General features: G+C 65.3%; 10 protein-coding genes, 3 tRNA genes and 1 pseudogene. 6 read left to right on the top strand and 8 right to left on the bottom strand.

Going from position 1 to position 14,206, the window contains the following annotated elements; genetic code table 11:
* Positions 1-123: 123 nt before the first annotated feature.
* Positions 124-2,157 (bottom strand): oxidoreductase, encoded by a 2,034-nt coding sequence (locus ACYCAX_RS14505; protein ID WP_460248290.1) that lies wholly within the window; start codon positions 2,155-2,157, stop codon positions 124-126.
* 217 nt (positions 2,158-2,374) lie between these two features.
* On the opposite strand from ACYCAX_RS14505, the gene ACYCAX_RS14510 reads away from it, so the two are divergent.
* Together ACYCAX_RS14510 and ACYCAX_RS14515 are read left to right on the top strand one after the other, a co-directional pair.
* On the top strand, positions 2,375-3,493 hold the full coding sequence (locus ACYCAX_RS14510) for a carbon-nitrogen hydrolase family protein (protein WP_460248308.1): 1,119 nt from the start codon (positions 2,375-2,377) through the stop codon (positions 3,491-3,493).
* 4 nt (positions 3,494-3,497) lie between these two features.
* Entirely contained in the window at positions 3,498-4,535 is a 1,038-nt protein-coding gene (locus tag ACYCAX_RS14515; RefSeq protein WP_460248291.1) for an AraC family transcriptional regulator, read from the top strand.
* A gap of 250 nt (positions 4,536-4,785) precedes the next feature.
* Here the strand turns inward: ACYCAX_RS14515 and ACYCAX_RS14520 are convergent.
* The 3 genes from ACYCAX_RS14520 to ACYCAX_RS14530 all read right to left on the bottom strand — a co-directional run bounded on the left by ACYCAX_RS14520 (position 4,786) and on the right by ACYCAX_RS14530 (position 5,126).
* Positions 4,786-4,862: transfer RNA gene (locus ACYCAX_RS14520), tRNA-Asp, on the bottom strand.
* A gap of 96 nt (positions 4,863-4,958) precedes the next feature.
* Positions 4,959-5,035: transfer RNA gene (locus ACYCAX_RS14525), tRNA-Asp, on the bottom strand.
* A gap of 15 nt (positions 5,036-5,050) precedes the next feature.
* Positions 5,051-5,126, bottom strand: a tRNA-Val gene (locus ACYCAX_RS14530).
* 178 nt (positions 5,127-5,304) lie between these two features.
* On the opposite strand from ACYCAX_RS14530, the gene rdgC reads away from it, so the two are divergent.
* The 4 genes from rdgC to ACYCAX_RS14550 all read left to right on the top strand — a co-directional run bounded on the left by rdgC (position 5,305) and on the right by ACYCAX_RS14550 (position 8,096).
* Complete coding sequence (gene rdgC, locus ACYCAX_RS14535) at positions 5,305-6,225, top strand: recombination-associated protein RdgC (RefSeq protein WP_015478231.1); 921 nt, start codon at positions 5,305-5,307, stop codon at positions 6,223-6,225.
* Between the two features lie 52 nt (positions 6,226-6,277).
* Positions 6,278-7,231 (top strand): bile acid:sodium symporter family protein, encoded by a 954-nt coding sequence (locus ACYCAX_RS14540; protein ID WP_015478232.1) that lies wholly within the window; start codon positions 6,278-6,280, stop codon positions 7,229-7,231.
* A gap of 136 nt (positions 7,232-7,367) precedes the next feature.
* Complete coding sequence (gene sugE / locus ACYCAX_RS14545; protein ID WP_460248292.1) at positions 7,368-7,682, top strand: quaternary ammonium compound efflux SMR transporter SugE; 315 nt, start codon at positions 7,368-7,370, stop codon at positions 7,680-7,682.
* Between the two features lie 204 nt (positions 7,683-7,886).
* A complete protein-coding gene (locus tag ACYCAX_RS14550; RefSeq protein WP_015478234.1) occupies positions 7,887-8,096 on the top strand; it encodes a cold-shock protein in 210 nt (69 codons plus the stop codon).
* Between the two features lie 66 nt (positions 8,097-8,162).
* Here the strand turns inward: ACYCAX_RS14550 and ACYCAX_RS14555 are convergent, their stop codons facing one another.
* From ACYCAX_RS14555 to ACYCAX_RS14570, 4 genes and pseudogenes are all read right to left on the bottom strand, one after another.
* Complete coding sequence (locus tag ACYCAX_RS14555; protein WP_460248293.1) at positions 8,163-10,037, bottom strand: MFS transporter; 1,875 nt, start codon at positions 10,035-10,037, stop codon at positions 8,163-8,165.
* A 180-nt stretch (positions 10,038-10,217) separates the two neighbouring features.
* A complete protein-coding gene (locus tag ACYCAX_RS14560) occupies positions 10,218-12,383 on the bottom strand; it encodes a TonB-dependent receptor family protein (protein WP_460248294.1) in 2,166 nt (721 codons plus the stop codon).
* A gap of 205 nt (positions 12,384-12,588) precedes the next feature.
* Positions 12,589-13,440 (bottom strand): AraC family transcriptional regulator, encoded by an 852-nt coding sequence (locus ACYCAX_RS14565; protein ID WP_460248295.1) that lies wholly within the window; start codon positions 13,438-13,440, stop codon positions 12,589-12,591.
* Between the two features lie 66 nt (positions 13,441-13,506).
* A pseudogene (locus ACYCAX_RS14570) lies at positions 13,507-14,093 on the bottom strand (GNAT family N-acetyltransferase); the annotation flags it as partial.
* Positions 14,094-14,206 lie beyond the last annotated feature (113 nt).

A 14,206-nucleotide genomic window follows, 5' to 3' on the forward strand; every position in this document is an offset into this window, starting at 1 on the left:
CCCGACCTGCCGGTCATGTTGGGCGAGTCGGCGGCAAGATGAATCTGTGACGCAGTTTGTCATTCAACAAAAAACGCAGGCCCCGGAGGAACTTTCCGGGGCCTGCGGCGTGTGGCTTGCGACTCAGAGCTCAGCGGCGAGGCGCGAACCCTGATTGATGGCGCGCTTGGCGTCGAGCTCGGCGGCCACGTCGGCGCCACCGATCAGGTGCACGCTCTGGCCAGCGGCGACCAGACCGTCGTGCAGCTCGCGCAGCGGGTCCTGGCCGGCGCAGACGACCACGGTGTCCACCGGCAGCACCTGCGGCTCGCCGCCGGCGACGCTGATGTGCAGGCCGTCGTTGTCTACCTTGAGGTATTCGACGCTGTTGAGCATCTGCACCTGCTTGTTCTTCAGGCCCGTGCGATGGATCCAGCCGGTGGTCTTGCCCAGGCCGTCGCCGACCTTGGACTTCTTGCGCTGCAGCAGGAACACCTGACGCGCTGCGGCGTGCGGATGGGCCTGGATGCCGGCGACGCCGCCACGGGCCTCCAGGTTCTCGTCGATGCCCCACTCCCGCCAGAAGGCGTGGCGGTCCAGGCTGGTGGATTCGCCACTGTGGGTGACGTACTCGGAGACGTCGAAGCCGATGCCGCCGGCGCCGATCACCGCCACGCGGTTGCCCACCGGCTTGCGCTCGAGGATCGCGTCCAGGTAGCTGATCACCTTGGCGTTGTCGATGCCAGGGATGGCCGGGGTGCGCGGCACGATGCCGGTGGCCAGGATGATCTCGTCGAAACCGCCCCTGGCCAGATCATCGACGCTGACGCGGGTGTTCAGGCGCAGTTGCACGCCGCTGGTTTCCACCTTGCGCTTGAAGTAGCGCAGGGTTTCGTAGAACTCCTCCTTGCCCGGCACGCGCTTGGCGACGTTGAACTGCCCGCCGATCTCGCCGGCGGCGTCGAACAGGGTCACCTCGTGGCCACGCTCGGCGGCCACGGTGGCGGCGGACAGGCCGGCGGGGCCGGCGCCGACCACGGCGATCTTCTTCACGTGGGTGGTCGGGATGTAGTTCAGCTCGGTTTCGTGGCAGGCGCGCGGATTCACCAGGCAACTGGTCAGCTTGCCGCCGAAGGTGTGGTCCAGGCAGGCCTGGTTGCAGCCGATGCAGGTGTTGATCTCGTCGCTACGGCCTTCGGCGGCCTTGTTGACGAAGTCCGGGTCGGCGAGGAACGGACGAGCCATCGACACCATGTCGGCGTCGCCCTCGGCCAGCACCTGTTCGGCGATTTCCGGGGTGTTGATGCGGTTGGTGGTGATCAGCGGGATGCCGATCTCGCCGCGCAGCTTGGCAGTGACCTTGGTGAAGGCCGCACGCGGCACCTTGGTGGCGATGGTCGGGATGCGCGCTTCGTGCCAGCCGATGCCGGTGTTGATGAGGGTGGCGCCGGCCTGCTCGATGGCCTTGGCCAGCAGGACGATCTCGTCCCAGGTGCTGCCGCCTTCCACCAGGTCGAGCATCGACAGGCGATAGATGATGATGAAGTTCGGACCAACGGCCTCGCGCACGCGGCGGACGATCTCCACCGGCAGGCGCATGCGGTTCTCGTAGCTGCCGCCCCAGCGGTCGGTGCGCTGGTTGGTGTGGGCGGCCAGGAACTGGTTGATGAAGTAGCCTTCCGACCCCATGATCTCGACGCCGTCGTAGCCGGCCACCTGGGCCAGGCTCGAGCAATTGACGAAGTCGGCGATCTGTTTCTCGATGCCCTCTTCATCCAGCTCGCGCGGCTTGAACGGGTTGATCGGCGCCTGGATGGCGCTGGGCGCGACGGATTTCGGGCTGTAGGCATAACGGCCGGCATGGAGGATCTGCATGCAGATCTTGCCGCCCGCCTCGTGCACCGCCTGGGTGACGATCTTGTGCTTCTCGGCTTCTTCGACGGTGCTCAGCTTGGCCGCGCCGGAATACACGCCGCCTTCCTCGTTCGGACCGATGCCGCCGGTGACCATCAGGCCGACGCCGCCACGGGCGCGCTCGGCGAAGTAGGCCGCCATGCGCTCGAAGCCCTGCGGCTTTTCTTCCAGGCCGGTGTGCATGGACCCCATCAGGGTGCGGTTGCGCAGCGTGGTGAAACCCAGGTCCAGGGGGGCGAGCAGGTGCGGATAAGGGGCGGTCATACGTCCTCCAGCATTCACGGTGGCGCCGCCCCCTCGGCTCGTTCGCTCATGGAACGCGAGGCACGGGGTGCGGTCGGTATGGGGCAGACTCTAAGGAGCCCCCCTGCCCCGCTCAATGATCAAAAGTAACAACTTACTGATCGAAGATGACACCACGACTTGGCAACACCCGGCCCAGCCCCTACCCTGTGCCGCACCGACTGAGTACATGTTCCTCATGCGCAAGCTGATCTTCCTCATCCTGGTGATCCTCTTCGCCGGCTATGCCGGCTGGGCGGAACGTCGCCCGGTGGGCCACTACCTCTCCGACCTGCGCAGCCAGGTCGTGCTCAACCAGGGCGAGCCGTCCGAACGCGGCAACCTGCTGGGCGTGCAACCGGAACTCTTCACCCAGGACTACCAGAGCGTCGAGCGCCTGCGCCTGAAATTCCACGCCTACCTGGCCAAGGCCCGCGACGAAGGGCTGATCAACCCGCGCACGGTGGTGGTGTTCCCCGAGCACGTCGGCACCTGGCTGGTGGCCGCCGGCGAGAAGCCCGAGGTCTACCAGACCGAGCACCTGGCCGAGGCGATGGAATGGATGGTCGCCAGCAACCCGCTGAAAGTAGCGCGCGGCTGGCTCGGCGCCAAAGGCGAGGACCGCATGGCCGACGCCCTGTTCCGCATGAAGGCGGTGGACATGGCCCACGACTACCAGACCCTGTTCGGCGGACTGGCCAAGGAGTTCGGCGTGACCATCGTCGCCGGCTCCATCGTGCTGCCCAATCCGAAGATCGTCGAAGGCCAGATCCGCACCGGCAACGGTCGCCTCTACAACGTCAGCCAGGTCTTCGGCAGCGACGGCCTGCCGCTGGGCAAGCCGCAGCGCAAGCTGTTCCCCATCGACGACGAGAAAGGCTTCACCCGTGGTGGTCACCCGGATGACCTGCAGGTCCTGCAGACGCCGGCTGGGCGCCTGGGCGTGCTGGTCTGTGCCGACAGCTGGTATCCGGCGAGCTACAGCGTACTGGCTGCGAACAAGCCCGACATCATTGCAGTACCTGCCTTCCTCACTGGCAACGGCAACTGGAGCAAGCCGTGGAAGGGCTACAACGGCGCACCGACACCCAGCGACGTGACCCTCAAGCCCGGCGAACTCTCCGAAGGCGAAGCCTGGGAACGCCTGGCCCTGGCCGGCCGCATCGGCGCAAGCGGCGCCCGCGCCGGCATCACCGTATTCCTGCGAGGCCATCTCTGGGACCTGGGCAGCGACGGTCGCAGTTTGGTCGTGAATGGCGACAGCCACACCCTGGCGCCCGACGGCCCCGGCGCGCGCTTGATCAACCTCTGGCTCTGACGCCATGACCCGCCCGACCATGCGCCTCGGCGATCTTTCGGTAGGCTTCGTCCACAGCCTCGCCGACGCCCTGGCGGAGAGCGGCATCGCCCCGCAGCCACTGCTGCAGCAATACGGACTGGATGCCGCGCGCCTGGGCGAACCCGGCGCGCGACTGTCGATCCCCCGCTACATGCGCCTGGGCCACGCGGCCATCCAGCAGAGCGGCGACCCAGCCCTCGGCTTGCGCATGGGCCAGCTCAGCCGCCCGAGCCAGCTCGGCCTGATCGGCGTCACCGCCGCGCAGGCACCCAATGTGCGTGCTGCCGCCCGCGCGCTGATCCGCTTCGAACCACTGTATGCACAGAACTACCGTGGCCAGAGCAGCTTCATCGAGGATGCCAGCGGCGCCTGGCTGCGCTTCTACTCCATCAGCCCGTACAACGCTTACAACCGCTTCGTGGTGGATTCGGTGCTGGCTGGCTGGGTGAGCATGCTCGGCAGCATCGGCGCGCAGCCGCTGCGCCCGGAGAAGGTCGAGATCGAGTACCCGGCGCCAGCCTGGGCGCCGCGTTTCGAGGCAATGCTCGGCTGCCCGGTGGAGTTTGGCGCCGAGCACAACCAACTGCGCCTGGACCAGGCGAGCCTCGCGCGGGCAAACCCGGAGCACTGCCCGAGCACCTGGGGGCAACTGCAGGAGATCTGCGAGAAGGAACTGGACCAGATGACCCGCACGCGCAGCCTGCACGAGCGCGTAGCGCAACTGTTGGGGCCGATGCTCAACGGCCGCGAGCCGGACCTGGAGGAAGTCGCCGCGCGCCTCAAGCTGCCGACCTGGACCCTGCGCCGCAAGCTGGCCGAGGAAGGCACGCAGTTCCGCAGCATCCTCAATGACACCCGCCGCGACCTGGCGATGATCTACATCCGCGACACCGACCTGGCCTTCGGCGAGATCGCCTACCTGCTCGGCTTCGCCTCGGCGGAAGCCTTCCAGCGCGCCTTCAAGCGCTGGAGCGGGCAAACGCCGGGGGAGTTCCGCCGCGCCCAGCGCCACAGCGGCTGATCACATCTCCGTGGCGTCGTCGGCCGGCTCCGGCAGATCCTGCTCCACGGCGTGCAGCTCCAGCAATTCTTCCTGATAGTCGTCCATTGGCTATTCTCCTGAGCGGTCGATCGGGTTTAGCAAAGACCATGAGGAAAAAGCTAGACAGCAAAGGTGAACGACCTGTGACAGCGTCTTACAGAAGATCGCAGGATTTTTCGGACGGAAACGAAAAAGCCCTCAGGTATTGCTACCTGAGGGCTTTCGAATATGGCGCAGCGGACGGGACTCGAACCCGCGACCCCCGGCGTGACAGGCCGGTATTCTAACCGACTGAACTACCGCTGCGTGTCGGTTGGACTTGCGTCCGGTACAGCAACCTCCTTGCGCCTGGAGTGAGTCACTCGACAAGCCGGTTCGGGGTAGGAACCAAGGAGGGGAAAATGGCGCAGCGGACGGGACTCGAACCCGCGACCCCCGGCGTGACAGGCCGGTATTCTAACCGACTGAACTACCGCTGCGTCGTAACTCGAGAGTGGTGGGTGATGACGGGATCGAACCGCCGACCCTCTGCTTGTAAGGCAGATGCTCTCCCAGCTGAGCTAATCACCCTTCACTCTCGAAGTGGGGCGCATTCTACGGAGGAGATTGGAGACTGGCAAGCCCCTCAATAAAAAAAATTTTCAGATGTTCCAAAGGCTTAGATGAAGTGCGGGAAAGACAAAACGGGGTTGGCCTGGAAAGCGCCTGACGGAATAATGGGGTCTTTGTGTCCAGGAGTTCGCCCCTCATGTGGTTCCGCAACCTGCTCGTATACCGCCTCACCCAGGATCTGCAGATCGACGCCGATGCCCTGGAGAAGGCCCTGGCCAGCAAGCCGGCGCGCCCCTGTGCCAGCCAGGAACTGACCACCTATGGTTTCTCCGCGCCGTTCGGCAAGGGCCCGGACGCACCGCTGGTCCACGCCAGCGAGGGTTTCTTCCTGGTCAGCGCGCGCAAGGAAGAGCGCATCCTCCCCGGCAGCGTCGTGCGTGACGCCCTGAAGGACAAGGTCGACGAAATCGAGGCCGCGCAGATGCGCAAGGTCTACAAGAAGGAACGCGACCAGCTCAAGGACGAGATCGTCCAGACCCTGCTGCCGCGCGCCTTCATCCGCCGCTCGGCGACCTTCGCCGCCATCGCCCCGAGCCTCGGCCTGATCCTGGTCGATTCCTCCAGCGCGAAGAAGGCCGAAGACCTGCTTTCCACCCTGCGCGAAGCCCTGGGCTCACTGCCGGTGCGCCCGCTGACCGTGAAGACCGCGCCGACCGCCACCCTGACCGAATGGGTGAAGACCCAGGAAGCCGCCGGCGACTTCTTCGTCCTCGACGAGTGCGAGCTGCGCGACACCCACGAAGACGGCGGCGTGGTGCGCTGCAAGCGCCAGGACCTGACCAGCGAGGAAATCCAGCTGCACCTGACCGCCGGCAAGCTGGTCACCCAGCTGTCCCTGGCCTGGTCGGACAAGCTGTCCTTCGTCCTCGACGACAAGGTGGTGATCAAGCGCCTGCGCTTCGAAGACATGCTGCAGGAAAAGGCGGAGCAGGACGGTGGCGAAGACGCCCTCGGCCAGCTCGACGCCAGCTTCACCCTGATGATGCTGACCTTTGCCGAATTCATCCCCGCGCTGGTCGAGGCGCTCGGCGGCGAGGCGATTCCGGAAGGCATCTGACCCCGGCAGGCGCCGCGCTTGCGGCGCCTGACACAATAAGAAGGAAAGCCCCATGCGTGCCCTCGCTTCCCTTAGCCGCTTCTGCGGCAACACCTTTCCAGTCTGGGTTCTGCTGTTCGCCGTTCTGGCCTTTTTCCAGCCCGCCTGGTTCAAGGGACTGACGGTGGCCATCGTGCCGCTGCTGGGGCTGGTGATGTTCGGCATGGGACTGACGCTCAAGGCGGAGGACTTCCGCGAAGTCGGACGCCATCCCGGGCGAGTGATCATCGGTGTGCTGGCGCAGTTCATCATCATGCCGGGTACGGCCTGGCTGCTCTGCAAGCTGCTGGCGCTGCCCGACGAAATCGCGGTGGGCGTGATCCTGGTGGGCTGCTGTCCCGGCGGCACCGCCTCCAACGTCATGACCTGGCTGTCCCGCGGTGACGTAGCACTGTCGGTCGCGATCACCTCCGTCACCACACTGCTCGCGCCGCTGGTCACTCCCGCGTTGGTATGGCTGCTCGCCTCCGCCTGGTTGCCGGTCTCGTTCGGCGCCATGTTCCTGTCGATCGTGCAGGTCGTCCTGCTGCCGATCGCGCTGGGCTTCGTCGCCCAGCGCGTGCTCGCAGAGCGCACCCGCGTGGCGGTGGATGTGCTGCCGCTGGTTTCAGTGATCAGCATCGTGGTGATCATTGCCGCCGTGGTGGCTGCCAGCCAGGCGAAGATCGCCGAGTCCGGACTGCTGATACTCGCAGTGGTGATGCTGCATAACGCGCTCGGACTGATGATGGGCTACCTGACCGGGCGCCTGACCGGCATGCCGCTGGCCCAGCGCAAGGCGTTGGCCATTGAGGTCGGCATGCAGAACTCAGGCCTGGGAGCAGCGCTGGCCAATGCTCACTTCTCCCCTCTGGCCGCCGTGCCCAGCGCGCTGTTCAGTGTCTGGCACAACCTCTCCGGCTCCATCCTGGCGGCGGTGTTCCGCCGCATGATCGACGAGCCATCCGCCCAGGAACAAGCCTCGTAACGGGGTCATGCTCCGATGCCGGGTTGCCCGGCATCGCGCTTTTGTGCAAAATAATGCACATTGTGAGGACGACCTCACCACCTTCCGGTGCTCCAATGGGGGACGGCCCTTCAATCCATCCCTCCTGGAGTCCCGCATGTCCTGGATCATTCTGTTCGTCGCCGGCCTGTTCGAAGTCGCCTGGGCAGTCGGCCTGAAGTACACCGAAGGTTTCACCCGTCCGATACCGAGCGTACTCACCGTGCTGGCGATTATCACCAGCATGGGCCTGCTGGGCCTGGCCATGCGGAACCTGCCGCTGGGCACCGCCTACGCCATCTGGACCGGCGTTGGCGCGGTCGGCACCGTCATCGTCGGTATCGTGCTGTTCGGCGAATCCGTGGCGCCGGTACGCCTGTTCAGCGTTGCGCTGATCCTGTGCGGCCTGGTCGGCCTGAAACTGAGCCACTGACGCTGCATCGATTTCGATGCCGGCGGGCTGTCGCTTTCCCGAAAATTTGTCGGTATGCTGCAGTCCACTGTGTTTGCTTGGGTCACTGTGGCTCGTGACCTGGTGGGGCCATTCCCCACCACCCGGCTTCGACTGCACCTTGCAACTCAGGACGAGCGCGGACTTTTCCGCAAAACAATCTTCAATAGTTCAAGGTGTAATTCCATGTCGAATCGTCAGACCGGCACCGTCAAGTGGTTCAACGACGCTAAAGGCTTCGGCTTCATCACCCCGGAAAGCGGCAACGATGTATTCGTTCACTTCCGCTCCATCCAGGGCAATGGCTTCAAGTCGCTGCAGGAAGGCCAGAAGGTCTCCTTCATCGTCGTGGAAGGCCAGAAGGGCCTGCAGGCTGACGAAGTTCAGGTTATCTGATCCTCGTCCTGCACCACGAAAAAAGCCCCGGCAATGCCGGGGCTTTTTCTTTTCCGTCGCGCAGGCTCAGCGGGCCGCGCCGCGCAGTTCGGCCACCTGCTCCTGCAGCACCAGGCGCCTGGCCTCTTCCGGCGCCACCGGCTGGCCGGCCACCAGGCAGACCCGCGACCACAGGCGGCGCAGGAAGCCCTTCTGCGGATCGCGGCTGAAGAAGCTGCCCCACAGGCCCTGCAGCGCCATCGGGATCACCGGCACCGGGGTTTCCTCGATGATCCGCTCCACTCCGCCACGGAACTCGTTCATCTCGCCATCCAGGGTCAGCATGCCCTCGGGGAAGATGCACACCACCTCCCCGTCGCGCAGGTACTCGGCGACCCTGGCGAACGCCTTCTCGTAGGTCTGCGCATCCTCGTTGCGCCCGGCGATGGGCACGGCGCCCGCGGTGCGGAAGATGAAGTTGAGCACCGGGATGCGGAAGATCTTGTAGTACATGACGAAGCGCACCGGGCGCCGCACGGAGCCGGCGATCAGCAGCGCATCGACGAAGGACACGTGGTTGCACACCAGCACGACCGGCCCTTCGTCGGGAATGACGTCGAGGTTGCGGTGGTCGACCCGGTACATCGAGTGGGTCAGCAGCCACACCAGGAAGCGCATGGTGAACTCGGGGACGATCTTGAAGATGTACACGTTCACCGCGACGTTCATCAGCGAGAGCACGAGGAACAGCTCGGGGATCGTCAGCTTCGCCACCGACAGCAGCAGGATCGAGACGATCGCCGCGACCACCATGAACAGCGCGTTGAGGATGTTGTTGGCGGCTATCACCCGCGCGCGCTTGTCCTCCTCGGTGCGCGCCTGGATCAGCGCGTACAGTGGCACGATGTAGAAGCCGCCGAAGATGCCGATGCCGAGGATGTCGGCCAGCACCGCCCAGGATTGCGAATGCTCCAGTACTGCCAGCCAGTCATACGGCTGTTCGCCCTGCGGAAAGCCACCCGAATGCCACCACAGCAGGATGCCGAACAGGCTCAGGCCGATGGAGCCGAAGGGCACCAGGCCGATCTCCACCTTCTTGCCGGAGAGCTTCTCGCAGAGCATCGAGCCCAGCGCGATGCCTACCGAGAACACCGTGAGGATCAGCGTCACCACGCTCTCGTCGCCGTGCAGCAGTTCCTTGGCGTAGGTCGGGATCTGCGTCAGGTAGACCGCGCCGAGGAACCAGAACCAGGAGTTGCCCACCAGCGAGCGCGACACCGCCGGACGCTGGCGCAGGCCGAGCAGGAGGATGCTCCAGGACTGGCGGAAGATGTTCCAGTCGATGGTCAGGTCCGGCAGCGCGGCGGCGGCGCGAGGGATATTGCGACTGGCGAGGAAACCGCAGACGGCCACCAGTACCACGGCGATGCTGACGCCGGCGGCATAGTCCTGCCGCGACATCAGCACACCGGCGCCGATGGTGCCGCAGAGAATGGCGAGGAAGGTGCCCATTTCAACCAGGGCGTTGCCGCCCACCAGTTCGTCTTCCTTCAGGTGCTGCGGCAGGATCGAGTACTTCACCGGGCCGAACAGCGCCGAGTGGGTGCCCATGGCGAACAGCGCGAGGAAAAGCAGCGGCAGGCTGCCCAGCACGAAGCCGGCGGCGCCCACCAGCATGATCACCACCTCGGCCAGCTTCAGCGCGCGCATCAGCGCATCCTTGTTGAACTTCTCGCCGAACTGTCCGCCCAGCGCGGAGAACAGGAAGAACGGCAGGATGAACAGCAGCGCGCAGAGATTGACCAGCAGGTTGCGGTCACCGCCGACGGTGAGGTGGTAGAGGATCGCCAGGATCAGCGACTGCTTGAAGATGTTGTCGTTGAACGCACCCAGCAACTGGGTGATGAAGAAGGGCAGGAAACGCTTCTTGCCCAGCAGGGCGAATTGCGAATGTTCAGTCATCGTCCTTGTTTACCTGCGTGATGGCCGCGTGGCCGGAATGACAGCACGGATTTGACGGCGACGACCGGGAGAAAAGCCACATTTTCCGCACAGTCCATCCCGGCGACCACGGGTCCTCATTCCTGCAGGCAAGAAAAAGCCCGTCGCGAAGACGGGCTCTTTCCTCCACGAAGCGCGCGCTTAGAAACCGACGCTGCCCTGCACGAAGAAGGTGCGCGGCTCGCCCAGGTAGATACCGGAGTTGTTGTCGCTGGAGCGGGTGTAGTTCATCTGGTCGAAGAGGTTCTTCACCCCGGCGGCGACTTTCAGGTTCGACGCCTGCGGGCCGAAGTCATAACCGACGCGGGCGTTCCACAGCATGTAGCCGGGGATGTCGCCGTACCGGCCATCGGCGCTCGGCTCGGTGATGTAGTCGCCGGTGAAGCTGCCGTTGGCGTTGGTGGTCGGACCGGGCGCACGTTGCTTCGACTGGGCGAAGCCGTCCAGGTTGTAGGTCCAGCGGTCATGCTCGTAGCGCAGGCCGACGGTCGCCACCTGGCGCGAGTACAGCGGCAGGTCACGGCCCTTGAAGCCGGGGATCTCGCCTTCGTAGGTCGCGCGAGTGTAGGTGAAGGTGCCGTATGCGGTCAGGCCGGCGAGTACCGGGTCGAGTGCGGCCATGTCGTAGTGCGCCGACGTCTCGATGCCCTGGTGCTTGGTGGCGCCCAGGTTGGTCCAGCCCACGTCGCGGCTGATGTACTGCAGCTCGTCGTCGAAGTCGATGTAGAACAGCGTCACTTCGCCACCCCACACGCCGTTGTCGTAGCGGGTGCCCACTTCGTAGGTCTTGGCCTTTTCCGGCTGCAGGCCGTTGGCGGTGTCGTTGCCGCTGCCGCCCTGGCCGAGCTGGAAGTACTGCAGGCTGCCGAAGGAGGTCTCGTAGTTGGCGAACAGCTTCCACTCGTCCGACAGGTGATACATCACCGCCAGCGCCGGCAGCGGCTCGTTGTAGTCCTTGCTGCGCTTCTTCTCCTGCACCGGCTTGCCCTTGTTGTCGAGCACGGGGCGGTCGTGCCAGTCGGTGGAGATGCTTTCGAAGCGGATGCCCGGGGTCACGGTCCAGTTACCCACGTCGATCTTGTCGTCGAGGTAGATGGCGTTGGCTTCGGTACCGCCGGTGCGGTCCTGGTAGGTATGGCCGTCGGCGTCGGCAGTCGGCGTGGGCACGTTGTTCACCAGGCCGACCAGGCTGGCGCGCTCGTGCATGGCCTCCTTCAGGTAGCGATAGCCGATGCTGGCTTCCTGGGTGGTCGGACCGACCATGAAGACCTTCGACACCCGCGGCTCGATGCCGAAGGTGTGGTAGTCGCGCGGGTAGGACGCCAGGGTCTTGAGGTCGCGGTTGGCGATGGTGCTGCCACGGAAGCTGTCGCTGTAGTAGGTCAGCACCTCGAACTGGGTCAGGTCGTCGATCTGCCGCTTGTACTTGAGCGAGACGTCCTTGCGGCGGCCGGTGAAGTTGTCCCAGTCGCGCACGGATTGGTACGGATCGTCGTCGAACTGCGCCTGGGTCAGGCCACCGGGCATGTCGGCGCTGCCGTCGTAGTAGTGGAAGTTGGCGGAAAACTCGTCGACGTCGGTCGGCGCCCAGTGGGTCTTGAGCATCACATCGTCGATGTCGGTGGAGTCGTTGCCGTCGCGGTAACCCGCGCCTTTCACGCCGGAGTACAGCAGCGCGGCGCCCATGCCGTTGTCGGCGGTGCCGCCGAGGAAGGCGTTGTAGAGCTTCTTCCAGCCGCCGTGGGAGGCGGTTTCGATGGTGGTGCCGACGTCGCCGGAAAACTCCTTGGGAATCGCCCGGGTAACGAAGTTGATCACCCCGCCGACGTTCTGCGGGCCATAGCGCACGGAACCGGCGCCACGCACCACGTCGACGCTGTCGAGGTTGCCCACCGACAGCGGGAACATCGACAGCTGCGGCTGGCCATAGGGCGCCACGGCGGCCGGGACGCCATCGATGAGCACGGTGGAGCGCGGCGACAGGCGAGAGGTCAGGCCGCGCACGCCGACGTTGAGGGAGATATCGCTGCCGCCGGTGCCGTTGTTGTCCTGCACCTGCACGCCGGGGATGCCACGCAGCACGTCGCGAACGTTCTGCGCGCCTTCTTCGATCATCTGCTCGCGACGAACCACGGTGCGCGCGCCGGGGTGGTTCTGCACCACCTGCTGGTCGGCTTCGCCGAGCCAGTCACCGACCACGGTGACGGCTTCCAGCTCCTTGGTCTCTTCCTCGGCCTGGGCCGGCAACAGCGGCGTGGCCAGGGCTACGGCGATCGCCAGGCGCGACCACGAACGAACGTGCGACATGCTTCCCCCTTCCCGGGTACTTCGTGAAGGGGCGGGAAATTAGAACTGATTGTAAATTTTGTAAATGCAAATGTATCGCAAATGACAAAATATTCCGATTGACTCAGATTCTCTTTTCGGCATCTCGAACGACTGTTCATCAGTCACGGCAATAGGCCAGCAGCCCTTCGGTGGCGGGCTCTGGCCGATAATGACGCCGGAAAAATCAGACGGGACGGAAAGACCGCGCACAAGCCTGGCGGTATTCGCCGGGGCCGACGCCATAGGCCTGCTTGAACTGCCGGCTGAGGTGACTCTGGTCGGCGAAACCCAGCTGCATCGCCACACTCACCGGCATGCAGCCCTGCTTGAGCAGCGCCCTTGCCTGCTCCAGCCGGCGTTGCTTGAGCCAGGCATGGGGCGGCAGGCCGGTGGCCTTGCGGAACACGCGGGCGAAATGGAAAGGCGACAGCCCGACGGCAGCGGCCAGCTCTTCCAGCGACGGCGGCTCCATCAGCCGCGCGCCGAGCAGTTCCCGCGCACGCGCCACAGCCATCGGCTCGTTGCCGGCCGGCGGCGCTTCGGGAATCCGCGCATGGCGCTGGAACAGCAGCAGGAGCGCCTCGCGCCAGCAGGTCTGGCGCTGCAGCACGGTGGCGTCGGAATCAACCAGGCGGTGGGCAGCGAACAGCGCCTGCACCAGCTCCGGGTCGAACACCACGCTGGCATCGAACGACGGCGTTCCGCCGCCGCAGAGCTCCAGTTCCTCCAGTACGCCGGAGACCTGCTCCAGCTCCGGATAGAAGCCGCGATAACGCCAGCCGGCCTCGTCGGCCTTGGAGCCGGTGTGAACCTCGTCGGGATTGATCAGCACCACACTGCCGGCCGGGGCGAAATGCTCGGCGCCGCGATGGTGGAAGCGCTGCGCGCCCTGCTCGATCATGACGAGGGCAAACCCCTCGTGGACGTGGGGCGAAAACACCTGCTCGATGTAGCGCGCGTGCAGCAGCTCGACGCCCCCCAGCTCCTGGGCTCGCCAGAAGCGGGTTCTTTCGCCGCTCGCGTGGTGTTCCGTCATGATCCTGCCCCGATGTCGCACCGCTGCGCCTGAGAGCGAGCGGATCGATCACCTTACACCGCGCACTCAGCCGTTGAAACCGGCTTCCAGCGCGGCTTTCACCTGAGGCCACTCGTGGTCGGTGATGCTGTAGAGAATGGTGTCGTCGAGCCGACCGCCGGCCAGGCGCCGGTGGTTGCGCAACACGCCTTCGCGCACCGCGCCGAGCTTCTCGATGGCGCGCTGCGAACGCAGGTTGCTGGCGGCGGTCTTGAGTTGCACGCGGACCATCTTCCAGCTGTCGAAGGCGTGGCGCAGCATCAGGTACTTCATGGTGGCGTTCAGGCCGCTGCCGTGTTGCGCCTGGTCCAGCCAGGTGGCGCCGATCTCGCAGGCCGGCAGCGCCGGAAGAAAGTCCATGAAACGCGTGGTGCCGACGATCTCGTTGCCCAGGCGCACCACCAGCGGCAGCGCGCGGCCTTCGCGCTGGTCGGCCAGGCCCTGGCGGTACCAGTCCGGGCGCTGCGGGGCGCTCATGTACTGCAACGCCTCGCGGTTCGCTTCCGCCAGCGTCACCAGTTCGGGCACGTCGGCCTCCACCATCGGCTCCAGGCGCAAGGCCCCGCGCTGCAAGGTGATCGGTAACGGTCTGAACATGGCGCTCTCCTGGATACGTCGACGCGGGAATCTCGCTCATTTCAGAGCGTAGCGGCCGCCCGAAGTGCCGTACCGGCGAGCGGGCACGACGGACGGGCAGCTCGGAAAAGGCCGGCACGCTATCAGCCCG

It is taken from the genome of Pseudomonas sp. MT3, from assembly GCF_054720805.1.

Bases quoted from the DNA above. Each gene is read 5' to 3' on its own strand.
- sugE (WP_460248292.1), top strand. From the start codon at position 7,368: ATGTCCTGGATCATTCTGTTCGTCGCCGGCCTGTTCGAAGTCGCCTGG.
- ACYCAX_RS14550 (WP_015478234.1), top strand. From the start codon at position 7,887: ATGTCGAATCGTCAGACCGGCACCGTCAAGTGGTTCAACGACGCTAAA.
- rdgC (WP_015478231.1), top strand. From the start codon at position 5,305: ATGTGGTTCCGCAACCTGCTCGTATACCGCCTCACCCAGGATCTGCAG.
- ACYCAX_RS14560 (WP_460248294.1), bottom strand. From the start codon at position 12,383: ATGTCGCACGTTCGTTCGTGGTCGCGCCTGGCGATCGCCGTAGCCCTG.
- ACYCAX_RS14555 (WP_460248293.1), bottom strand. From the start codon at position 10,037: ATGACTGAACATTCGCAATTCGCCCTGCTGGGCAAGAAGCGTTTCCTG.
- ACYCAX_RS14505 (WP_460248290.1), bottom strand. From the start codon at position 2,157: ATGACCGCCCCTTATCCGCACCTGCTCGCCCCCCTGGACCTGGGTTTC.
- ACYCAX_RS14510 (WP_460248308.1), top strand. From the start codon at position 2,375: ATGCGCAAGCTGATCTTCCTCATCCTGGTGATCCTCTTCGCCGGCTAT.
- ACYCAX_RS14565 (WP_460248295.1), bottom strand. From the start codon at position 13,440: ATGACGGAACACCACGCGAGCGGCGAAAGAACCCGCTTCTGGCGAGCC.
- ACYCAX_RS14515 (WP_460248291.1), top strand. From the start codon at position 3,498: ATGACCCGCCCGACCATGCGCCTCGGCGATCTTTCGGTAGGCTTCGTC.
- ACYCAX_RS14540 (WP_015478232.1), top strand. From the start codon at position 6,278: ATGCGTGCCCTCGCTTCCCTTAGCCGCTTCTGCGGCAACACCTTTCCA.